Source organism: Rhodococcus aetherivorans, from assembly GCF_011058165.1.
Taxonomy (GTDB): domain Bacteria; phylum Actinomycetota; class Actinomycetes; order Mycobacteriales; family Mycobacteriaceae; genus Rhodococcus; species Rhodococcus aetherivorans.
Genome location: NZ_JAALEG010000049.1, coordinates 13,950 through 36,207 on the forward strand (window position 1 = coordinate 13,950; position 22,258 = coordinate 36,207).

20 protein-coding genes and 1 pseudogene are annotated in these 22,258 nt (G+C 70.1%); 20 read left to right on the plus strand and 1 reads right to left on the minus strand.

Annotated elements, in window-relative coordinates; all coding sequences use genetic code 11:
* The first annotated feature begins 14 nt into the window (after positions 1–14).
* The 15 genes from G6039_RS18485 to nuoN all read left to right on the plus strand — a co-directional run bounded on the left by G6039_RS18485 (position 15) and on the right by nuoN (position 17,036).
* Positions 15–437 carry an Rv3143 family two-component system response regulator gene (locus G6039_RS18485; protein ID WP_006931010.1) on the plus strand — a complete coding sequence of 141 codons (423 nt, stop codon included), beginning with the start codon at positions 15–17 and terminating at the stop codon, positions 435–437.
* 292 nt (positions 438–729) lie between these two features.
* Positions 730–1,089 carry an NADH-quinone oxidoreductase subunit A gene (locus tag G6039_RS18490; RefSeq protein WP_003937927.1) on the plus strand — a complete coding sequence of 120 codons (360 nt, stop codon included), beginning with the start codon at positions 730–732 and terminating at the stop codon, positions 1,087–1,089.
* Positions 1,090–1,156: 67 nt separating this feature from the next.
* A complete protein-coding gene (locus G6039_RS18495; protein WP_006931008.1) occupies positions 1,157–1,723 on the plus strand; it encodes a NuoB/complex I 20 kDa subunit family protein in 567 nt (188 codons plus the stop codon).
* Positions 1,724–1,833: 110 nt separating this feature from the next.
* The gene (locus G6039_RS18500; protein WP_235193996.1) at positions 1,834–2,517 is read left to right on the plus strand and encodes an NADH-quinone oxidoreductase subunit C; all 684 of its coding nucleotides are present in this window, start codon (positions 1,834–1,836) and stop codon (positions 2,515–2,517) included.
* A complete protein-coding gene (gene nuoD, locus G6039_RS18505) occupies positions 2,517–3,830 on the plus strand; it encodes an NADH dehydrogenase (quinone) subunit D (RefSeq protein ID WP_006931006.1) in 1,314 nt (437 codons plus the stop codon). Before G6039_RS18500 ends, nuoD begins: the two co-directional genes overlap by 1 nt.
* Positions 3,827–4,690, plus strand: a complete 864-nt coding sequence (gene nuoE / locus G6039_RS18510) for an NADH-quinone oxidoreductase subunit NuoE (protein WP_006931005.1) — start codon at positions 3,827–3,829, stop codon at positions 4,688–4,690. The genes nuoD and nuoE overlap by 4 nt, the downstream gene beginning before the upstream one ends.
* A gap of 1 nt (position 4,691) precedes the next feature.
* Positions 4,692–6,017, plus strand: coding sequence for an NADH-quinone oxidoreductase subunit NuoF (gene nuoF / locus G6039_RS18515; protein WP_006931004.1), 1,326 nt, complete (start codon positions 4,692–4,694; stop codon positions 6,015–6,017).
* On the plus strand, positions 6,014–8,485 hold the full coding sequence (locus G6039_RS18520) for an NADH-quinone oxidoreductase subunit G (RefSeq protein ID WP_029543957.1): 2,472 nt from the start codon (positions 6,014–6,016) through the stop codon (positions 8,483–8,485). The genes nuoF and G6039_RS18520 overlap by 4 nt, the downstream gene beginning before the upstream one ends.
* Complete coding sequence (nuoH, locus tag G6039_RS18525; protein ID WP_037200919.1) at positions 8,478–9,893, plus strand: NADH-quinone oxidoreductase subunit NuoH; 1,416 nt, start codon at positions 8,478–8,480, stop codon at positions 9,891–9,893. Before G6039_RS18520 ends, nuoH begins: the two co-directional genes overlap by 8 nt.
* Positions 9,886–10,479: an NADH-quinone oxidoreductase subunit NuoI gene (gene nuoI / locus G6039_RS18530; RefSeq protein WP_029543953.1), complete on the plus strand. Its 594-nt coding sequence runs from the start codon at positions 9,886–9,888 to the stop codon at positions 10,477–10,479. Before nuoH ends, nuoI begins: the two co-directional genes overlap by 8 nt.
* 33 nt (positions 10,480–10,512) lie before the next feature.
* The gene (locus G6039_RS18535) at positions 10,513–11,319 is read left to right on the plus strand and encodes an NADH-quinone oxidoreductase subunit J (RefSeq protein ID WP_170914106.1); all 807 of its coding nucleotides are present in this window, start codon (positions 10,513–10,515) and stop codon (positions 11,317–11,319) included.
* Positions 11,316–11,615, plus strand: a complete 300-nt coding sequence (gene nuoK, locus G6039_RS18540) for an NADH-quinone oxidoreductase subunit NuoK (protein WP_006930999.1) — start codon at positions 11,316–11,318, stop codon at positions 11,613–11,615. The genes G6039_RS18535 and nuoK overlap by 4 nt, the downstream gene beginning before the upstream one ends.
* 122 nt (positions 11,616–11,737) lie before the next feature.
* Entirely contained in the window at positions 11,738–13,756 is a 2,019-nt protein-coding gene (nuoL, locus tag G6039_RS18545; RefSeq protein WP_164528095.1) for an NADH-quinone oxidoreductase subunit L, read from the plus strand.
* Positions 13,756–15,390 (plus strand): NADH-quinone oxidoreductase subunit M, encoded by a 1,635-nt coding sequence (locus tag G6039_RS18550; RefSeq protein ID WP_043799570.1) that lies wholly within the window; start codon positions 13,756–13,758, stop codon positions 15,388–15,390. The genes nuoL and G6039_RS18550 overlap by 1 nt, the downstream gene beginning before the upstream one ends.
* Positions 15,387–17,036: an NADH-quinone oxidoreductase subunit NuoN gene (gene nuoN, locus G6039_RS18555; RefSeq protein WP_051446059.1), complete on the plus strand. Its 1,650-nt coding sequence runs from the start codon at positions 15,387–15,389 to the stop codon at positions 17,034–17,036. The genes G6039_RS18550 and nuoN overlap by 4 nt, the downstream gene beginning before the upstream one ends.
* A 102-nt stretch (positions 17,037–17,138) precedes the next feature.
* Here the strand turns inward: nuoN and G6039_RS31300 are convergent.
* Positions 17,139–17,255, minus strand: a pseudogene (locus tag G6039_RS31300) (hypothetical protein); the annotation flags it as partial.
* Between the two features lie 259 nt (positions 17,256–17,514).
* On the opposite strand from G6039_RS31300, the gene G6039_RS18565 reads away from it, so the two are divergent.
* From G6039_RS18565 to G6039_RS18585, 5 genes are all read left to right on the plus strand, one after another.
* Positions 17,515–19,092, plus strand: a complete 1,578-nt coding sequence (locus G6039_RS18565; protein WP_043799574.1) for an alkaline phosphatase D family protein — start codon at positions 17,515–17,517, stop codon at positions 19,090–19,092.
* Positions 19,093–19,254: 162 nt separating this feature from the next.
* Positions 19,255–19,473 carry a helix-turn-helix domain-containing protein gene (locus G6039_RS18570; RefSeq protein ID WP_043799578.1) on the plus strand — a complete coding sequence of 73 codons (219 nt, stop codon included), beginning with the start codon at positions 19,255–19,257 and terminating at the stop codon, positions 19,471–19,473.
* Between the two features lie 154 nt (positions 19,474–19,627).
* Positions 19,628–19,909, plus strand: coding sequence for a P-loop NTPase family protein (locus tag G6039_RS18575; RefSeq protein ID WP_043799581.1), 282 nt, complete (start codon positions 19,628–19,630; stop codon positions 19,907–19,909).
* 329 nt (positions 19,910–20,238) lie between these two features.
* The gene (locus G6039_RS18580) at positions 20,239–21,435 is read left to right on the plus strand and encodes an adenylate/guanylate cyclase domain-containing protein (protein ID WP_043799585.1); all 1,197 of its coding nucleotides are present in this window, start codon (positions 20,239–20,241) and stop codon (positions 21,433–21,435) included.
* Between the two features lie 441 nt (positions 21,436–21,876).
* Complete coding sequence (locus G6039_RS18585; protein WP_152103848.1) at positions 21,877–22,233, plus strand: hypothetical protein; 357 nt, start codon at positions 21,877–21,879, stop codon at positions 22,231–22,233.
* The last annotated feature ends 25 nt before the right edge of the window (positions 22,234–22,258 follow it).

The window sequence follows — 22,258 nt, forward strand, 5'->3', positions numbered from 1 at the left end:
GTAGCATCTGCTCCGTGACCGACTCGACCGCGAGTACCAGCCGTCCTGCCGCCCTGCGCGTTCTCGTCTACAGCGACGACGCCGACACGCGCGAGCAGGTCACCCGGGCGCTGGGCCGGCGACCCGATCCCGAACTCCCCGAACTCGACTTCGTCGAGGTGGCGACCGAGCCGATGGTGATCCGCCGCATGGACGCCGGTGGTATCGACCTCGCGATCCTGGACGGCGAGGCGGCCCCCGCCGGTGGGATGGGGATCGCCAAGCAACTCAAGGACGAACTCGAACAGTGCCCGCCCGTCGTTGTGCTGACCGGCCGGGCGGACGACGCGTGGCTGGCCGACTGGTCCCGCGCCGAGGCCGCGGTGCCGCGGCCTCTCGACCCGTTCCGCCTCGCGGAGACGGTCGTCGCGCTGCTGCGCGGCCGCAGCGCCACCTGAGGGCGGCGCGAAGCGGGCGCCGGCATCGGCCCACGGTCCGGGCGATCTGCCGGTCCCGGCGTCCCGGCACCCCCGCAAGGGTCGGGCGAAACGGAGAAATCACGCCGCGTCGTATCCGCCTCGGCGGGACACCGCGCCGGTAGGCTGAGCCGTACATCACAATGATGCGGTTGAAGTGACTCACGGCACTGTCTCCGTATCGTGATCGTTCGGCCCCAGCGGCCGGTGGAGGTCGGCAAGGGCAACGGGGTCGGCGCGGGTGGCCGGCTCGCACGGAGAGGAGCCAGGCGCCATGAACGTCTACATCCCGATCCTCGTGCTCGGAGGGATCGCGGTCGCCTTCGCGGTGTTCTCGGTCGTCGTGTCCTCGGTGATCGGCCCGAGCCGCTACAACCGAGCCAAGCTCGAAGCCTACGAGTGCGGGATCGACCCGACGCCGCAGCCGCCGGGCGGCGGCAGGTTCCCGGTGAAGTACTACCTGACGGCCATGCTGTTCATCATCTTCGACATCGAGATCGTGTTCCTCTATCCGTGGGCCGTGCACCTCGATGCCCTGGGGGTCTTCGGGCTGGCCGCGATGGCGCTGTTCGTGTTCAACGTCGCCGTCGCCTACGTCTACGAGTGGCGGCGGGGTGGTCTCGGCTGGGAATGACCGCGACAGGGAATGGGATTGTGCCGTAATGGATTCGAACACCGACCGAAAGTGATAAGAGTCGGACATGGGTCTCGAGGAGAAGTTGCCGAGCGGCTTTCTGCTGAGCACGGTGGAGAGCTTCGCCGGTTTCGCGCGCAAGGGTTCGCTGTGGCCCGCGACCTTCGGGCTCGCGTGCTGCGCGATCGAGATGATGACCACCGTGTCGCCGCGGTTCGACATCGCACGGTTCGGGATGGAGGCGTTCCGCGCCTCGCCGCGACAGGCCGACCTCATGATCGTCGCCGGCCGGGTCAGCCAGAAGATGGCCCCGGTGCTGCGGCAGGTCTACGACCAGATGGTCGAGCCGAAATGGGTATTGGCCATGGGTGTGTGCGCCTCCTCGGGCGGCATGTTCAACAACTACGCCGTCGTCCAGGGTGTCGACCACATCGTTCCCGTCGACATCTACCTACCCGGGTGCCCGCCCCGGCCGGAGATGCTGCTGCACGCCGTCCTGATGCTGCACGAGAAGATCCAGCAGATGCCGCTCGGCGTGGACCGGGAGAAGGCCGTGCAGGCCGCCGAGGAGGCGGCCCTGGCCGCCGCCCGGCCCGTCGTGCCCACCCTCCAGGTGCGGGGGTCGGCCCGGTGACCTCCTCCTCCGACAACGAACGGTCCTCGCGCCCTACGGATCCCGCGACGCGCGCGCAGGACACCGCACTGCCGGTGGACCGGGCGGCCACCACCGGCCCCGAGGGAACGCTGCCGGCGCGGCCCGACGGCGGCGCCGAGGTGATCGGCGTCCGCACGGGCATGTTCGGGGTCCGCGGCAGCGGCGACACCTCCGGCTACGGGCGGCTCGTACGCCCGGTGACCCTGTCCGGGAGCACCCCGCGCCCGTACGGCGGGTACTTCGACGACGTGGCCGACGCCCTGCACGCCGCCGTCACCGAGTCCGGGGTGGATGTCGAGGCGGCGATCGAGAAGGTCGTCGTCCACCGCGGTGAGCTGACCTTCCACGTCCGTCGCGAGCACCTTCCCGAGGTGGCCCGGCGGTTGCGCGACGAACCGGACCTGCGCTTCGAACTGTGCCTCGGCGTCGACGGGGCGCACTACCCGCAGGACACCGGCCGCGAACTGCACGCGGTGTACCCGCTCATGTCGATCACCCACAACCGCCGCATCCGGCTCGAGGTGTCGGCCCCGGACGCCGACCCCCACATCCCGTCGCTGTACGGGGTGTATCCGACCAACGACTGGCACGAGCGCGAGACCTACGACTTCTTCGGGATCGTGTTCGACGGCCACCCGTCGCTGACCCGCATCGAGATGCCCGACGACTGGTCGGGACATCCGCAACGCAAGGACTATCCGCTCGGCGGCATCCCCGTCGAGTACCACGGGGCGGAGATCCCGCCGCCCGACGAGCGGAGGGCGTACAGCTGATGACCGACATCACCGAGGGGCCGGTCCACACCGTCGTCGGCGAGGACTGGGACAGCATCGTCGAGGCCGCCCGCGCCTCGGCCGCCGACCGCGGCGACGAACGCATCGTGGTCAACATGGGGCCCCAGCACCCGTCGACCCACGGCGTCCTGCGGCTCGTGCTCGAGATCGAGGGCGAGACCGTCACCGAGGCCCGCTGCGGAATCGGCTACCTGCACACCGGCATCGAGAAGAACCTCGAATACCGCACCTGGACCCAGGGCGTCACCTTCGTCACCCGGATGGACTACCTGTCGCCGTTCTTCAACGAGACCGCCTACTGCCTCGGCGTCGAGAAGCTGCTCGACATCACCGACGCGATCCCCGAACGGGCCACCGTGATCCGCGTGCTGCTCATGGAGCTCAACCGGATCTCCTCGCACCTCGTCGCCCTGGCCACCGGCGGCATGGAACTCGGCGCGATGACCGCGATGTTCCTCGGTTTCCGGGAGCGGGAACTGATCCTCGACGTGTTCGAGACGATCACCGGTCTGCGCATGAACCACGCCTACATCCGTCCGGGCGGGCTCGCGCAGGACCTGCCGGCCGGGGCGGTCGAGAAGATCCGCGACCTGCTCGACCTGCTGCCCCGGCGGCTGCGGGACATGGCGGACCTGCTCAATGAGAACCACATCTGGAAGGCCCGCACCCAGGGCATCGGCTACCTCGACCTGACCGGCTGCATGGCCCTCGGCATCACCGGCCCCGTCCTGCGCTCGACCGGCCTGCCGCACGACCTGCGCAAGTCGCAACCGTACTGCGGCTACGACACCTACGAGTTCGACGTGTGCACCGACACCGGATGCGACGCCTACGGCCGCTACCTGATCCGGATCGACGAGATGAAGCAGTCGATCAGGATCGTCGAGCAGTGTCTCGACCGGCTGCGACCCGGGCCGGTCATGGTGGAGGACAAGAAGATCGCGTGGCCGGCCGACCTGTCCCTCGGCGCGGACGGTCTCGGTAACTCCCCGGAGCACATCCGGAAGATCATGGGCAACTCGATGGAGGGCCTGATCCACCACTTCAAGCTCGTCACCGAGGGTTTCCGCGTCCCACCCGGCCAGGTGTACACCGCCGTCGAGTCCCCGCGCGGGGAACTGGGCGTGCACATGGTCAGCGACGGTGGCACCCGGCCGTACCGGGTGCACTTCCGGGACCCGTCCTTCACGAACCTGCAAGCGGTGTCCGCGATGTGCGAGGGCGGCATGGTCGCCGACGTCATCGCCGCGGTCGCCAGCATCGATCCCGTGATGGGGGGAGTGGACCGTTGACGCAGGAGCAGCGAGTAGCGATCGAGCCGGACCCGGCCCCCGGCCCGGTGTTCATCCAATTCGGCCCACGACCCGAGGAGCGGACCCGATTGGTGCGGCCGGGCGCCCGCGAGCGGTACCCGGCGGACGTGCGGGCCCGCCTCGAGACCGACGCCGCGGAGATCATCGGCCGCTACCCGCAGCCACGCTCCGCCCTGCTGCCGCTGCTGCACCTGGTGCAGTCCGAGGACGGGTACATCACCCCCGCCGGCGTCGAGTTCTGCGCCGACCGGCTCGGGCTCACCGGCGCCGAGGTCGGCGCGGTGGCCACGTTCTACTCCATGTACCGGCGCGAGCCCACCGGCGACTACCTCGTCGGCGTCTGCACCAACACCCTGTGCGCGATCATGGGCGGCGACGAGATCCTCGAAGCGCTCGAGGGACACCTCGGGCTGCGCACCGCAGCCGCCGGCACCGCGGAGGACGCCGCCGGCGACGCCACCGAGGCCGGCACCATCACCCTCGAGCACCTCGAATGCAACGCCGCCTGCGACTTCGCACCCGTCGTGATGGTCAACTGGGAGTTCTTCGACCACCAGACCCCGGACTCGGCCCGCGCGCTCGTCGACGACCTGCGCGCCGGCCGCCCCGTCACGCCCACCAGGGGCGCACCGCTATGCACCTTCCGGCAGACCGCCCGCATCCTCGCCGGGTTCCCGGACGAGCGTCCCGGCGCCCTGGCGGCGGGCGGCAGCGCGGGTGCGGCATCGCTCGCGGGCCTGCGCATCGCCCGTGAGCGGGGCATGCGGGCCCCCGCGCCGGAGCCGGACCAGTCCTCCGACCCGGGCCCGGTCGCCGGACCCCGATCCGAAGGAGGCTGACGTGCCGTTGACCCCTGTCCTGAGCCGGTACTGGGACGAGCCCGAGTCCTGGACACTCGACACCTACCGCCGCCACGACGGATACGAGGGCCTGCGCAAGGCACTGCGCATGCCCCCGGACGAGGTGATCGCCACCGTCAAGGAGGCGGGCCTGCGCGGCCGCGGCGGCGCCGGCTTCGCCACCGGCGTGAAGTGGAGCTTCATCCCCCAGGGTGACGGCAAACCCCACTACCTGGTGGTCAACGCCGACGAATCCGAGCCGGGCACCTGCAAGGACATGCCCCTGCTGCTGGCCACACCGCACGCGCTCGTCGAAGGCGCCGTCATCGCGGCGTACGCCATCCGCGCCGCGCACGCCTTCGTCTACGTCCGCGGCGAGGTGGTGCCGGTGCTGCGCCGGCTGCAGGCCGCGGTCGCCGAGGCCTACGCCGCGGGCTTCCTCGGCCGCGACATCCTCGGCAGCGGCTACGACCTCGAACTCGTCGTGCACGCCGGCGCCGGGGCGTACATCTGCGGTGAGGAGACCGCGCTGCTGGATTCCCTCGAGGGCCGACGCGGCCAGCCCCGGCTGCGCCCGCCGTTCCCCGCCGTCGCGGGCCTGTACGCGCGCCCGACGGTCGTCAACAACGTCGAGTCGATCGCGAGCGTGCCGTCGATCCTCCACAACGGGATCGAGTGGTTCCGCTCCATGGGCACCGAGAAGTCACCGGGCTTCACGCTCTACTCCCTGTCCGGTCACGTGACGACACCCGGCCAGTACGAGGCGCCCCTGGGAATCACCCTGCGGGAACTGCTCGACTACGCGGGCGGCGTGCGGGCCGGGCACCGGCTGAAGTTCTGGACCCCCGGCGGCTCGTCGACGCCGCTCTTCACCGACGAGCACCTCGACGTCCCGCTCGACTACGAAGGCGTCGCCGGGGCCGGCTCCATGCTGGGCACCAAGGCACTGCAGATCTTCGACGAGACCACCTGCGTGGTGCGCGCGGTGCTGCGCTGGACCGAGTTCTACGCGCACGAGTCGTGCGGCAAGTGCACACCGTGCCGGGAGGGCACCTACTGGCTGGTGCAGATCCTGCGGCGGCTCGAGCGAGGCGACGGAACCGGAGCCGACCTGGACAAGCTGCTCGACCTCTCCGACAACATCCTCGGCAGGTCGTTCTGCGCACTCGGCGACGGCGCGACCAGCCCCATCACGTCGTCGATCAAATACTTCCGCGACGAGTACCTGGCGCACTTCGAGCACGGCGGCTGCCCGTTCGACCCGCACCTGTCCACCCTCATGGCGGGCGCCGGTGCGGGCCGACCGAACGACGGGGGTACGCGATGAGCGTCCACACCAACCACGACACCACCGGCCTGCCGACCCCGCCCGATCTGGTGACCGTCGTCGTCGACGGCGTCGAGATCAGCGTCCCGAAGGGCACCCTCGTCATCCGCGCCGCGGAACTGCTCGGCGTCCAGATTCCCCGATTCTGCGACCACCCGCTGCTCGAACCCGTCGGCGCGTGCCGCCAGTGCCTGGTCGACGTGGAGGGCCAGCGCAAGCCCGTCGCCTCGTGCACAACCCCGGTGACGGACGGCATGGTCGTGCACACGCAGCTGACGTCGCCTGTGGCCGACAAGGCGCAGAAGGGCGTGATGGAGCTGCTGCTGATCAACCATCCGCTGGACTGCCCGGTCTGCGACAAGGGCGGCGAATGTCCCCTGCAGAACCAGGCAATGTCGAACGGGCGTGCCGAGTCCCGCTTCAGCGAGGTCAAACGCACGTTCCCCAAACCGATCTCGCTCTCCTCGCAGATCCTCCTGGACCGCGAGCGATGCGTGCTCTGCGCCCGGTGCACACGGTTCTCCCAGCAGATCGCCGGCGACCCCTTCATCGAACTGATGGAACGCGGCGCCCTGCATCAGGTCGGCATCTACGAGAAGGAACCGTTCGAGTCCTACTTCTCCGGCAACACCGTGCAGATCTGCCCGGTCGGCGCGCTCACGGGGGCGGCCTACCGGTTCCGCGCCCGGCCGTTCGACCTGGTGTCGAGCCCGAGCGTGTGCGAACACTGTGCCAGCGGCTGCGCCCAGCGCACCGACCACCGGCGCGGCACGGTGCTGCGCCGGCTGGCCGGTGACGACCCGCAGGTCAACGAGGAATGGAACTGCGACAAGGGCCGGTGGGCCTTCACCTACGCCACCCAGCCCGACCGCCTCACCACCCCGTTGGTCCGGGGCGACGACGGCACGCTCGCACCCGCCTCGTGGCGCGACGCCCTGCGGGTCGCCGCCCGCGGCCTCACCGCCGCGCGCGGCCGTACCGGCGTGCTCGTCGGCGGCCGCGTCACCGTCGAGGACGCGTACGCGTACGGCAAGTTCGCGCGTATCGGCCTGGACACCAACGACATCGACTTCCGGTCGCGTCCGCATTCCGCGGAGGAGGCACAATTCCTGGCGGCCCGGGTCGCCGGCCGGTGGCCCGGCGCCGGCGCCGTGACCTACGACGACCTCGAGAACGCCCCCGCGGTGCTGCTCGCCGGATTCGAGCCCGAGGACGAGTCGCCCATCGTGTTCCTGCGGCTGCGCAAGGCGGTCCGCAGGCGGGGGCTGGCGGTGCGCGCGATCGCACCGTTCGCGAGCCGTGGCCTCGAGAAGCTGTCCGGCCGGCTCCTGCCGGCCGTCCCGGGCGCCGAACCGGACCTGCTCGACACCCTCCGCCTCGCCGGTCGGCCCGGACACCGGGACGAAGCGGAGACCGCCGAGCTCCTGCGCCGACCCGGTGCGGTCGTCCTGGTGGGGGAGCGGCTGGCCGCGGTGCCGGGGGCGTTGTCGGCCGTCGGCCGTCTCGCCGACGACACCGGCGCGCGGCTGGCGTGGATCCCGCGGCGGGCCGGTGAACGCGGTGCGCTGGAGGCCGGGACCCTGCCGGGACTTCTGCCCGGCGCCCGACCGGTCACCGACGCCGACGCCCGACGCCAGGTCGCCGCCGTCTGGGGCGTGCCGGACCTGCCGCCGTCCGCCGGCCGGGACACGGCGCAGATCCTCACCGACGCCGCGTCGGGCACGCTCGGAGCCCTGGTGATCGGCGGGGTCGACGTCGACGACCTGCCCGACCCGCACGCCGCTGTCGCCGCGGTCGACGCCGCCGGCTTCGTCGTCAGCCTGGAACTGCGGCGCAGCGCGATCACCGACCGGGCCGACGTCGTCTTCCCCGTCGCACCCGCGGTGGAGAAACCGGGAACCTTCCTCGATTGGGAGGGCCGGGCGCGCCCCTTCGCCGCCGCGTTGCGCAACACCGGCGCCCTGCCGGATCAGCGGGTCCTCGGCGCGATCGCCGACGAGATGGGCGTCCGCCTCGGCCTCGTCGACGCCGCGGCGGCTCTCGACGAGCTCGTGGCGCTGGGTTCCTGGGACGGCGCACCTGCCGGTCCGCCGGACGTCGCGCCGCGGGACCGCCCGCAGCCGGGCCCCGGTGAGGCGGTGCTCGCGGGATGGCGGATGCTCCTCGACCGCGGACGGATGCAGGACGGCGAACCGCATCTCGCCGGGACCGCCCGCCGGCCGGTGGCCCGGCTGTCCGCCGTCACCGCCGCCGAGATCGGCGCCGACGCCGGGGATCCGGTGACCGTCGCGACGGACCGGGGCTCGATCACGCTGCCCTTGGCGATCGCCGACATGCCCGACCGGGTCGTGTGGGTGCCGCTCAATTCGCCGGGATGCGCGGTGCATCGGCAACTGGCCGCGTCCGTGGGGGACACCGTCCGGATCCGCCGGGGCGACGCCCGGTCGCAGGAGGTGACCGATGAGTGACGCCGTTCTGTTCGGCGCCGCGGCGGTGCCGGTTCCCGGTGCCCTGTCGGCGCAGTCCGGGTACCCCGATCCGGCGTCGTTCGGTCAGGATCCGTGGTGGCTGGTCGTCGTCAAGGCGGTGGCCGTCTTCGCCTTCCTGGTGTTGACGGTGCTCGTCGCGATTCTTGCGGAGCGAAAGATCCTGGCGCGCATGCAGATGCGGGTCGGCCCGAACCGGGTGGGCCCGCGCGGGTTGCTGCAGAGCCTCGCCGACGGCGTCAAACTCGCCCTGAAGGAGGGCATCGTGCCCGCGGGCGTGGACAAACCCATCTACGTCCTCGCGCCGATCATCGCGACAGTGCCGGCGTTCATGGCGTTCGCCGTCATCCCGCTCGGGCCGGTGGTCTCCGTGTTCGGCCAGCGCACGCCGCTGCAGTTGACGGACCTGTCCGTGGCCGTGCTGTACATCCTCGCGGCCACCTCGATCGGCGTCTACGGCATCGTGCTCGCCGGCTGGGCGTCCGGGTCCACCTACCCGCTGCTGGGCGGTCTGCGCTCGACGGCGCAGGTGATCTCCTACGAGATCGCGATGGCCCTCTCGTTCGCGGCCGTCTTCCTGCTGTCGGGCACGCTGTCCACCTCCGGCATCGTCGCCGCCCAGGACGGCGTCTGGTACGTCTTCCTGCTCCTGCCCTCGTTCCTGATCTACGTCACGGCGATGGTCGGCGAGACCAACCGGGCACCGTTCGACCTGCCCGAAGCCGAGGGCGAACTCGTCGGCGGCTTCCACACGGAGTACTCGTCGCTGAAGTTCGCGATGTTCATGCTCGCCGAGTACGTCAACATGGTGACGGTCTCGGCGCTGGCCACCACCCTGTTCCTCGGCGGCTGGCGCGCGCCGTGGCCGCTGAACATGTGGGAGGGCGCGAACTCCGGCTGGGTGCCGCTGCTGTGGTTCGTCCTCAAGGTGTGGGGATTCCTGTTCCTGTTCGTATGGTTGCGCGGCACACTGCCCCGGCTGCGGTACGACCAGTTCATGAACCTGGGCTGGAAAGTGCTGATTCCGGTGGCGCTCGCCTGGATCATGGTCGTCGCCGTGATCCGCGTCCTGCGCACGGAGGGCCTGGACCGGTGGCAGTTCGTCCTCGCCGCGGCGGGTGTCGTCGTCGCCCTGGCGGTGCCGTCGCTCATGTGGAACCGCATGCGCGCCGGCCGCCCCCGGCCCACCGGGACCCCCGGCGGGACGGCGGCCCCTCCGTCTGCGGCGACCGCCGAGCCGTTCGACCCGATGGCCGGGGGCTTCCCCGTCCCGCCGCTGCCCGGCCAGACGCTGCCGCCGCGGCGGCGACGCACCCCCGTCGCCGCAGCCGCCGAGGGCGGCGCCGGGCGCCGTTCCGATCCGACCACCGAGGAGAACCGCGATGCCTGACTTCCTCGATCCCATCGCGGGATTCGGAGTGACCTTCAGGGCGATGTTCCACAAGGCCCAGACCGAGCGCTACCCCGAGCAGAAGGAACCGACCGCACCGCGCTACCACGGCCGACATCAGCTCAACCGCCATCCCGACGGACTGGAGAAGTGCATCGGGTGCGAACTGTGTGCCTGGGCGTGCCCCGCCGACGCCATCTACGTCGAGGGTGCGGACAACACCGACACCGAGCGATACTCGCCGGGGGAGCGCTACGGACGCGTCTACCAGATCAACTACCTGCGGTGCATCGGGTGCGGGCTGTGCATCGAGGCCTGCCCGACGCGGGCGTTGACCATGACCAACGAGTACGAGATGGCCGACGACAACCGGACCGACCTGATCTACGACAAGACCAGGCTGCTCGCGCCGCTCGCGCCCGGCATGGCCGCCCCGCCCCACGACATGTACCCGGGCACGACGGACGAGGACTACTACCTCGGCACAGTGACCGAGGCCGCGCCCGGCACCACGTCGGCCGCCGACGGAACCGTCGAAGCCGACCGGGAACCGACGCAGCCGCGAGGCGGCCGCGATGTGGCGTGACCGGCGGAGAGGGGAGTGGTCTCGATGGACCCGATGACTCCGGCGCTGCTGGCGGCCGAGGCCTTCACCCGCACGTCCACCGGTGAGGCCGTGCTGTTCTGGATCCTCGGAACACTCGCGGTGATCGGCGCACTGGGCGTCGTCACCGCGACCAAGGCCGTGTACTCGGCGATGTTCCTCGCCGTCACCATGATCATCCTCGCGGTGTTCTACATCGCCCAGGACGCGTTGTTCCTCGGCGTCGTGCAGATCGTGGTGTACACGGGGGCGGTCATGATGCTGTTCCTGTTCGTGGTCATGCTCGTCGGCGTCGATTCCTCCGACGCGCTCGTCGAGACCCTGCGCGGCCAGCGGGTCGCCGCGATCGCGGCCGGCCTCGGATTCGGGCTGCTGCTCGTCGGCGGTCTCGGCAACGCCGCCGTCGGGGAGTTCGCCGGCCTCGACGACGCGAACGCCGCAGGCAACATCGCCGGCCTGGCCGAGCTGATCTTCGTACGGTACGTCTGGGCGTTCGAACTCACCGGAGCCCTGCTGATCACCGCCACGATCGGCGCCATGGTCCTCGCCCATCGGGAACGCTTCGGGCTGCGCAAGACCCAGCAGGAACTGTCGCAGGAACGCTTCCGCGCCGGCGGCCGCGCCACCCCGCTGCCGAGTCCCGGGGTCTACGCCCGCCACAACGCGGTCGACGTGCCGGCCCGGCTGCCCGACGGATCGTACTCGGACCTGTCGGTCAGCGAGGTGCTCCGGCGGCGGGCGATGTCCGCCGACGGAGCAGCCGGCCCACGCGCGGGCGACGCACCCCGACGCGGCTCGTCCGGTGAGGAGGGATCGCGGTGAACCCCGAGAACTACCTGTACCTGTCCGCCCTGTTGTTCACCATCGGTGCGGCCGGTGTCCTGCTGCGCCGCAACGCGATCGTCGTGTTCATGTGCATCGAGCTCATGCTCAACGCCGCGAACCTGGCGTTCGTCACGTTCGCCCGCATGCACGGCAACCTCGACGGTCAGGTCATCGCGTTCTTCACCATGGTCGTCGCCGCCGCCGAGGTCGTCGTCGGCCTGGCGATCATCATGACCATCTTCCGCGCCCGGCGTTCGGTGTCCGTCGACGACGCCAACCTCCTGAAGTACTGACGACCCCGGACAGCCCGTCCGCACACGCACGAGGAGGAGACTGTGCCCGAGACGACCGCGCCCGAGACGACCGCGCCCGAGACGACGGCCCGCGCCGGCGGCGCCCCGACGGGCGGACCGGCATGAACGGCGGAATCTCGTCCACCGTCTGGCTGCTGCCCGCGCTGCCGCTGCTCGGCGCGGCCGTGCTGCTGCTGGCCGGCCGGCGCAGCGACACGTGGGGACACCTGCTCGGATGCGCGACGGCACTCGCCTCGTTCGCGCTCGGGGTCGCCCTCTTCGTCGACATGCTCGGCCGCGACGCCGCCGACCGTGCCGTGAACCAGAGCCTCTTCGAATGGATACCGGTCGCGGGCCTGCAGATCGACTTCGGGTTCCAGCTCGACCAGCTGTCGATGTGCTTCGTGCTGCTGATCACCGGCGTCGGCTCACTCATCCACATCTACTCGGTCGGGTACATGGCACACGGCCCCGACCCCTCGGGTCGCTCCGCCGGCTCCGCTCCGGATGCGTCGGGTCGCTCCGCCGGCTCCGCTCCGGATGCGTCGGGTCGCTCCGCCGGCTCCGCTCCGGATGCGTCGGGTCGCTCCGTCGCTCCCGGGCGCCGGTTGTTCTTCGCCTACCTCAACCTCTTCCTTGCGGCGATGCTGCTGCTCGTCCTCGCCGACAACTACCTCGGCCTGTACGTGGGCTGGGAGGGTGTCGGTCTCGCCTCGTACCTGCTCATCGGGTTCTGGCAGTACAAGCCGTCCGCCGCAACCGCCGCGAAGAAGGCGTTCGTCGTCAACCGCGTCGGCGACATGGGCCTGGCCGTCGCCATGATGATCATGTTCGCGACGTTCGGTTCCGTCACCTTCGACGACGTCTTCGGCGGGGCCGAGGGTGCGAGCGACGGCGTGCTCACCGCACTCGGCCTCGTGCTGCTGCTCGCCGCCTGCGGCAAGTCCGCGCAGGTGCCGCTGCAGTCCTGGCTCGGTGACGCGATGGAAGGCCCGACGCCGGTGTCGGCGCTGATCCACGCCGCCACCATGGTCACCGCGGGCGTCTACCTGATCGTCCGGTCCGATGCGATCTTCGACCTCGCCCCCACCGCGCAACTCGCCGTCGTGCTCGTGGGCGCGGTGACCCTGCTGTTCGGGGCCGTCATCGGCTGCGCCAAGGACGACATCAAGAAGGCGCTCGCCGCGTCGACGATGAGCCAGATCGGCTACATGGTCCTCGCCGCCGGCCTCGGTCCCGCCGGGTACGCCTTCGCGATCATGCACCTGCTCACCCACGGCTTCTTCAAGGCCGGACTGTTCCTCGGTGCCGGATCGGTGATGCACGGGATGAACGACGAGGTGAACATGCGCCGCTACGGCGGCCTGCGCACCGTCATGCCCGTCACGTTCGTCACCTTCGGCCTCGGCTACCTCGCGATCATCGGCATCCCGCCGTTCGCCGGCTTCTTCTCCAAGGACAAGATCATCGAGGCCGCCTTCGGAGCGGGCGGCGCCGAAGGCGTCGTCCTCGGGACGGCCGCCCTGCTCGGTGCCGGCATCACCGCGTTCTACATGACGCGGGTGATGCTGATGACCTTCTTCGGCCGGCGTCGCTGGGCCGCCGACGTCCATCCCCACGAGGCGCCGGCCGTGATGACGGTGCCCATGATCGTGCTGGCCGTGGGTTCGGTCGGCGCCGGTGCTGCGCTCAGCCTGGGGGGAGCGCTGCAGAACTGGCTCGAGCCGGTGGTGGGGACGTACGAGGCCGAACACCTGCTGCCGGTGTGGGTGACCACCGCCCTCACCCTCGCCGTCGTGCTCGCCGGTGCCGCGGTGGCCTACCGGCAGTACGCTCGGCGCGACATTCCCGAGGTCGCCCCCGCCGAGGTATCGGTGTTCACCGTCGCCGCCCGCAGGGATCTCTACGGCGACACGGTCAACGAGGCGGTGTTCATGCGGCCCGGACGGTCCCTGACCTCGACCCTGGTGACCGTCGACGACAAGGGCGTCGACGGCGCGGTCGACGGGATCTCCGCCACGGTCGGCGCCTTGTCCGCCCGGATGCGGCACCTGCAGACCGGTTTCGTGCGGTCCTACGGCTTGTCCATGTTGGTAGGCGCGGCCGTCGTGGTCGCGACGATGGTGCTGGGGAGGCTGTAGTGGACGACTTTCCCTGGTTGACGACCCTGTGGGTGGTTCCGCTCGTCGGTGCCGTCGTCGTGCTGGCGCTTCCCGCCCGCATGCGAAGCCTCGCCAAGACGACGGCGCTGGCGGTCGCGGCCGTGGTGCTCGTACTGGCCTGCGCACTGGCGGTCGGATTCGATCCGGCAGGTGAGCAGTACCAGTTCGTCGAATCCCACGAGTGGATTCCGGCCCTGGGCACCCGATACACGCTGGGCGTGGACGGTATCGCGCTCGTGCTGGTGCTGCTGACCGCGGTGCTGCTTCCGCTGCTGATGCTGGCGGGCTGGAACGACGCGACACAGGCCGAGTCCGCCGCGACCGCCCGGGGATCCGCGCCGCGGCGCACCACGCAGCTGTACATGGCGCTGATGCTGACGGTCGAGGCGATGGTGATGGTGTCGTTCACCGCCCTCGACGTGCTGCTGTTCTACATCTTCTTCGAAGCGATGCTCATTCCGATGTACTTCCTCATCGGAGGATTCGGGGATCGTCTCGGGGATCGCACGCAGCGCTCCCGCGCGGCGGTGAAGTTCCTGCTCTACAACCTGTTCGGCGGACTGATCATGCTGGCCGCGGTCATCGGGCTGTACGTGGTCACCGCCCGGCAGGGCGCCGGCACCTTCGACTTCCGGGACATCGTCGCCGCCGTGACCGGCGGCGGTCTCGGCGCCGACGCCGTGGTGCTCCACGCGCTGTTCCTCGGCTTCATGTTCGCCTTCGCCGTGAAGGCACCGTTGTGGCCGTTCCACACCTGGCTGCCCGGCGCCGCGGTGCAGGCCACCCCGGCCGGGGCGGTGCTGATGATGGCCGTGGTCGACAAGGTCGGCACGTTCGGCATGCTGCGCTACTGCCTGCAACTGTTTCCCGAGTCGTCGGTGTACTTCGCGCCGGTGATCGTCACGCTCGCGGTGATCGGCATCGTCTACGGCGCGGCGGTCGCCATCGGCCAGACGGACGTGATGCGCCTGATCGCCTACACCTCCATCTCGCACTTCGGGTTCATCATCCTCGGCATCTTCGCGATGACCAGCCAGGGGCAGGCCGGTTCGACGCTGTACATGGTCAACCACGGCATCTCCACCGCGGCGCTGTTCCTGATCGCCGGGTTCCTCGTCTCCCGGCGGGGATCCCGCGCGATCGCCGCCTACGGTGGCGTCCGCAAGGTCGCCCCCGTCCTGGCCGGCACGTTCCTCGTCGCGGGACTGGCGACCCTGTCCCTTCCCGGCCTGGCGCCGTTCGTCAGCGAATTCCTGGTGCTGATCGGCACGTATCCGCGTTACCAGGTCGCTGCCGTGTTCGCAGTGCTCGCACTCGTCCTCTCGGCGATCTACGTGCTGTGGCTGTACCAGCGCATGATGACCGGACCGATCACCGACGGCAACGAGCACGTGTCCGATCTGGTGCCCCGCGAACTCGCCGTCGTGGTGCCGCTCATCGCGTTGCTCCTCGTCCTGGGCGTGTATCCGAAACCCGCCCTCGACGTGATCACCCCGGCGGTGAGCCGGGTCCTGGTCACGGTCGACCAGCCCGATCCGGCGCCGCCCGCGCCGGCCGAGCCCGTCGCGGGCGGCGGGACCGGGCCCGACACTCACGGAGGGACGCACAGGTGACTCTCTCGGACGGCACCACCGTTCTCGCTCAGGCGATTCCGGCCCCCGACCTCGAATACGGCCCGCTCTCTCCCATACTGATCGTGTTCGGGGTGGCCGTCGCCGCAGTGCTCGTCGAGGCGTTCGTTCCCCGCCGCGGCCGGTACGCGAGCCAGCTGCTGCTCGCGCTCGGCGGTCTCGTGGCCGCGTTCGTGGCCGTCGTCGTGCTCGCTGCGGGGCTGGACTTCTCCGCCGAGGCCGCGCCCGGGTACACCGCCGCGGTGGACGCGGTGGCGGTCGACGGGCCCACTCTGTTCCTGCAGGGCACCATCCTGCTCGTCTCGATCCTCGCGGTGCTGCTCGTCGCCGAACGCGGAATCGAGCCGGGCGCCCGCGGCGCCACTGCGGGGGGACCGGGCGCGGCGGCGGCGACGGGCGCCGGCGGTGCCGACGCATTCGCCCCGCAGGCGTCCGCGGTGCCGGGCAGCCTCGCCGAGCGCGAGGCCGCCGCGGTGGGGATGTCGCAGACCGAGGTCTTCCCGTTGGTGCTGTTCGCGGTCGGGGGGATGCTGCTGTTCCCGGCCTCGAACGACCTGCTCACGATGTTCATCGCGCTCGAGGTCCTGTCGCTGCCCCTGTACCTGCTGTGCGGCCTGGCCCGGCGGCAGCGCCTGCTCTCGCAGGAATCGGCACTGAAGTACTTCCTGCTCGGCGCGTTCTCCTCGGCCTTCTTCCTCTTCGGCGTGGCGCTGCTGTACGGCTACGCGGGCACGGTCCGGTTGGCGGGCATCGCCGACGCCGTCGCGGGCCGCGCGGACGGGGACACACTGGCATTGATCGGCGCGGCGATGCTCGCGGTGGGCCTGCTGTTCAAGATCGGGGCGGTGCCGTTCCACTCGTGGATCCCCGACGTCTATCAGGGGGCGCCCACACCGATCACCGCCTTCATGGCGGCGGCCACCAAGGTCGCGGCGTTCGGCGCGATGCTGCGGGTGTTCTACGTGGCGCTGCCCGGGCTGCGCGACGACTGGCGTCCCCTGCTGTGGGGCGTCGCGATCCTGACGATGGTGGCGGGATCGGTGCTGGCCGTGACGCAGAACGACGTGAAGCGGATGCTGGCCTACTCGTCGGTCGCCCACGCCGGCTTCATCCTCACCGGCCTGATCGCCGCCGACCGGGCGGGGCTGGCGTCGACGATGTTCTACCTGTTCGCCTACGGATTCAGCACCCTCGGCGCGTTCGCCGTGGTGACCCTGGTCCGCGACGATCTCGGGGAGGCGACCCACATGTCCCGCTGGGCGGGGCTCGGCCGGCGCTCACCGCTCGTCGGCGCGGTCTTCGCCCTGTTCCTCCTCGCGTTCGCCGGCATCCCGCTCACGAGCGGGTTCGTCAGCAAGTTCGCCGTGTTCGGGGCGGCGGCGGGCAGCGGAGCCGTTCCACTCGTGATCGTCGGCGTGGTCAGCAGCGCGATCGCGGCGTACTTCTACGTGCGCGTCATCGTGCTGATGTTCTTCGACGAGCCGGACCGCGACGCCCCGACGGTCGTGGTGCCCAGTGTGCTGACAACCGTCGCGGTCGCCGCCGGGGCGGTGATGACGGTGGTGCTCGGCGTCTTCCCGCAGCCGCTGCTCGATCTCGCGGATCGGGTCGCGGTGTTCCTCGGCTGACCGCCGCGTCACCCGGCGGTCGCGGCGCGGCGGCGTCCGGTTCCCGCCGACCGCGTCGATCAGGCCGTAGTCACGGGCCTGCTCGGCGGTCAGGATCCGGTGTGCGCGCATGTTCTCGGCGATCTCTTCCACGGGGCTCCGGCAGACGTCCGCGAGGTGTTGCTGCAGTGCCCGCAACTGCTGCCGGTCGGCCTCGACGTCGTGCGGCCACAGCTGCACCGGGTCGTCGCCGGAGGTGTCGAGCAGCGCGAGCGTGGTCGAGACGACCCGTCAGCCGGACGATCCGTCGGTCGCACAGCCGCTCGGCCAGCCAATCGGGGCCGGGGGCGACGAGCGACGTGTACTGCGCCGGTGCGGGGGCAGGCGGGTGAGGTTCGGGCTGCCAGGGCGGCACGGCCGAAGCGGGCCTGGAGCAGTCTCGATAGTGATGCACCCCGTCGTCCGGCTCGCTGACCGCAGCCGGGATATACCGTGGTGTATGTCCCTCTCCCGTCGGCAGGTGTTGCGAGTCGGTATGGCCGGAGCGGCTGCGGTGCTGGTGGGTACGTCGGGGGTGAGCAGCGCGCGCTTGCCGGCGCCGCGGTGGCGAGGAGATGACCCGTTCGTACTCGGTGTGGCATCGGGAGATCCGACACCGGACGGTGTCGTCCTGTGGACCCGTCTGGCACCGGACCCGCTTGCCCCCGGCGGGCGCGGCGGCATGGGGTGGGATCCGGTGACCGTCGAATACGAAGTCGCGCACGATGAGAGCTTCCGGCAGGTGGTGACGCGCGGTACGGCTGTCGCGACGCGCGAACTCGCCCACAGCGTGCACCCGGAGATCCACGGCTTGGAGCCCTCTCGCTGGTACTTCTACCGGTTTCGTGCCGGCTCGGCGATCTCTCCGGTGGGCCGGACCCGCACGGCCCCTGCTCCGGGACAATCCACCTCGCGGATGCGGTTTGCGTTCGCCTCCTGTCAATCGTGGAGTTCGGGGTTCTACACCGCATACGAGCACATGAGCGATGAGGACCTCGATTTGGTCGTCCATCTGGGCGACTACATCTACGAACGCGGGTGGAGGCGCGGCCGTGAGGGAATGTCGATGGGAGTGGACCGTGACGAAGCCGTCGATCTGCCCGGCTACCGGTTGCGCTACGCACAGTACAAAGCGGAGCAGCCGCTGCGGGACGCGCATGCAGCTTTTCCCTGGATTGTGACCATGGACGATCACGAGGTCGACAACAACTGGGCCGCCGATGCGCCGGGGCTGGGCATCGACATCTATCGCATCTCCGCGCTGTTCCGTCGGCGCCGAGCCGCTGCCTTCCAGGCGCTGTACGAGCATCAGCCGCTGCGACTCGCGCAGCGGCCCTCCGGGCCGGGGATGCGCCTGCACCGTCGCTATCGCTTCGGTGATCTCGCGCAGATCACCATGCTCGATACACGGCAATATCGGGACCGGCAGGCCTGCGGGGAGGACGTCACCGCGAACTGCGCCGACCGGCTCGACACCGACCGCACGATATTGGGTGCACCGCAACGGGACTGGCTGATCGATGGATTCATCGACTCGGCGGTCCGTTGGCAGATCATCGGCAATCAGGTGGCGATGGGCCAGACCGACAACGATCCCGGGCCGGAGACGGTCGTGTCGTCCGATTCCTGGGACGGGTACGTCGCCGATCGCAACACCGTCCTCGGCGCTGCGGCGGATCGCGGCGTCCGCAATCTGGTGGTGATCACCGGGGACCGTCACCAGAACATCGTCGCCGACTTGCGCCGGGACTACGCCGATCCGGAATCACCGGTCGTTGCGGCGGAATTCTCGGGAACGTCGATCACCTCAGCTGGCGACGGCGCCGACATGAACGACACCGGGCGCCGCCTGCTGGCCGCCAACCCCGACATGAAGTTCTTCAACGCGCAGCGTGGATACGTGCGCGTCGACCTGGATCATCAGGTGTGGCGAAACGACTTCCGCGTCGTTCCCTATGTCCGGCGCCCGGGCGCGCCCATCCACACCCGTGCCAGCTTTGTTGTCGAGGATCAGAAGCCCAGTGTCACCGAGGCCTGACGGGGTTCAGCACTGATCCTCGGCCGGTCGGCGGCGGGCCCCTTTCGTCGCCCGCACTTCTGTCGCCTGCACGTTCGGTGACGTAGGTTCGAGTCATGGCCGGGTCATCTGTCCCGACGACCGCGGAATCGACCACAGCGACCGGTTGCCGAGGAGTTTCGAGTGGAGCGACTCCGCAGGCACCTGACTCACGGCGCTCTCGCCAAGGCGAGCGGCGTCAGCCACCACACGATCCTGCGCCTGGAACGAGGCGAAGGAATCACCGACATGGTGGATCTCGTCTGTATCGGCCTGGTGTTGGAGGTGCAGGCAACGGATCTGTTGAGGCGCGCTCTCGCGGAGGCGCGCCTGGCGGGGTACTTCACTGCCGAAGCGGAGTAGATCGCTCGCGGAAGCGGTCCCCCTCGAGCAACTACGGGCGATGTGCACCGACGCCGACGGCGGTGCCCAGTTTCGAGGCGTGACTACAGGGACTTGCGGGGCGGATAATTGCGGCAGGTGAAATCGGTGCTGAGCCGAGTCGAGGGCGGTCGGCATGGATTGGCAACAACGCTGGGCGGTCGAGGGTGTGCAGACAGGAATTCTCATCGTGCGATCCCTGGTCGCAGAGGCGCTCGACGAGGTCCCCGCCGGAGTCGCACTGCGCGATGTTGCGTTGCCCGAGGACCTTCGGTGCCGCTACGAGCAGGCCCGCCTGTTGCTCGCCCGGGCGGTGACCGAGGCCCGGGCGATCGGTGTGGTCGTTCCCCCGGCCGCCGAACTCGACCCGGACAGGCTTTTTCGGGGGTTGCGGCCGTGTGAGTCGGGGAGGAATTAGAGCACCGGCCGTCGGCCGGAGCCGGGCAGCGCGAGCGATCGCGTCCTCCGGCGGTGCGGTGCCCCGGATTCTCGGTGCGCTCGCCCACGGCGTTCAGGCACGGCTCGTCGACGTCGAGGCGACCGCCCTGATCGACCGACCGGGTTCTGTGTGCTGCATGTGAGGCACCGGTACCGAGTGCTGATCCTGAAGGGCATCCGGGTCACCCCGAGGTACCGAGCGACGTTTGCGGCAGCAGTGGCCATGTCCGACGCCGGTCGTTTCGACGTCGTCGTCATGGACGCGAGACTCCTGGGACAGGAGGCGGCGCGAGCCGGGACAATCCAGAAGTGCTCCTTTCGTTGGCGAGGCGTCTGCTGTCCGCGCCGTCCCGGCTGTGCCGCCGCCGACGTCGCGTTCGTGAGTTCGCGGCGGCCGGCTTGCTGGACGGGCTGGGGGGAGTAGCCAGAGCACGCCGCATCCGCGTCCTGCTGCACCTCGCCGACCATGGCGCAAACGTGGCAGCGCTGACCGAGGCCACCCGGCGAGGCCAGCTGGGATATCTGCTGTTCGACGATGCGTTGACTCCCCGCGGGGTCACCTACACGATCGAACAGATCTCGGGGCGGACCGGCCTCTCCAGGTCGGATGTGGAGCGGTGGTTTCGCTCGATGGGCCGTGGGGTGTCGACCGCGGGGGCGGCGGACTACAGCGAGGACGACCTGCGTCTGGCCCGGCTGTTGGCCGAGTACCGCGCTCTCGGCGGCGCGGACGCCGACCTGTTCGCGTTCGCCCGGATTGTGGGCAGAAATACCGCGACCCTCGCCGGCGCGACCGTGTCCTTGATTCAGCGGCAGCTCGATGCCGACGCCGATCACCCCGAGATGGCACTGCGCTATGCCCGCGAGCTGCGACGGTTCGCGGAGTTTCAATCCCGCTTGCTCGGTCGCGCCGTCACCACGCGCCTTCGGCAGTATCTGCGTCAGCAGATCCACGCCGATACGGTCGATCACCGTGATCCCGGGGCACACGAGGTCGCGGTGTGCTTCGCCGATCTGGTCGGGTTCACCGGTCTCGGGGAGCAACTGTCGCCATCGGAGCTCGGCGAGTTGGCCGATCGACTCGATGCTCTGACCACGGATGTGGTGGCCCCGCCGGTGCGGTTCGTGAAGACCGTCGGGGACGCGGTGCTGCTGCTGTCCCCGGACCCGACGAGTCTGGCCACGGTGGTGCTGGAGCTCCTTGCTGCCGCGCACCGGCAGGGTCTTCCGCCGCTGCATGCCGGGATCGCATGGGGCACTGCCGTGCGCAGTGCCGGTGATTGGATCGGTCGACCGCTCAACCGGGCGAGCCGCATCGCTTCGATCGCCAAACCACTCGAGGTGCTTGTCGACGTCGCAGCGATGCGTCGGCTGGACAGCGCGGCAGTGGCCGCGGAGCCGGCGGGCAGGTACACGCTGAAAGGCTTCGCCGGCGAGCATGAGCTTTATCGGGTCCATGCGGTCCGAAGGTCACCGAGCGAGACGGGACTCGAGCACTCCCCGTAGCGGCTCCTCCCGATAGAGGATCGGGTGGTGAGTTGCGCCCGCGGTTGGAGCAATCCCGCGGCCGCCCGCGAAGTCGGAGTCCCCCGGTCATCCGGCAACAATTGGGCCGCGGCTGCAGCAGGTCTGCTGCCGGCACTTCCGCTGCCACGGCGAGGTAGACGAGATCCACCATGTTCACCAACCGGATGTAATTGAGCCGCAGAGTTTTTTCTGTAGGTGGACCGCGCCGGTGAGGGGAGCGGCGTGGACAAGTCGGCTCGGACGGGATCGTGTGTAGTTCCTCGACAATCCACCGATTCCAGGCGACCGGTGTGCCGGCTCCGCATCCGTGGTGGACGGAGTCTGCGGCTTCCCTGCGCGCACCACCACCCGGTACCGGCGCTGCGCCAGATGCGCGTCGACCGTGGGGCTGTCCGAATCGGGTCCGACGGTCTCGCGGAGGTGTTCGAGCGCGTCGACGGCGGTGATGCCGCCGGCCTGGCGTGCGGCGTGCTCGGCGGCCTTCGCCGGAAGCGAGAACGCGGCGCGGCCGCGCAGGTGGGCAGGACCAGGGTGCCGGCCGGATACGTGTCGACGAGGTCGTCGGTGCTGTCGGTGCCCAGCCGGCCGAAGTACAGCCCTTCCGGCAGGACCACCATGGTGGCCGCGAAGCGATCCCCGCCCACGTGGAGGACGACGGATGAGCAGGGCCCGGATGTGGCCGTGCGCTGCGTCCACGGCATCGGTGACCGCATCGGGCAGAACGCCGGAATTCGGATTCGGCCACTGCGGCGGTTTACCTCGAACAACGCACCGTGACGGAGAGCGTCAGGAACGCTTCATC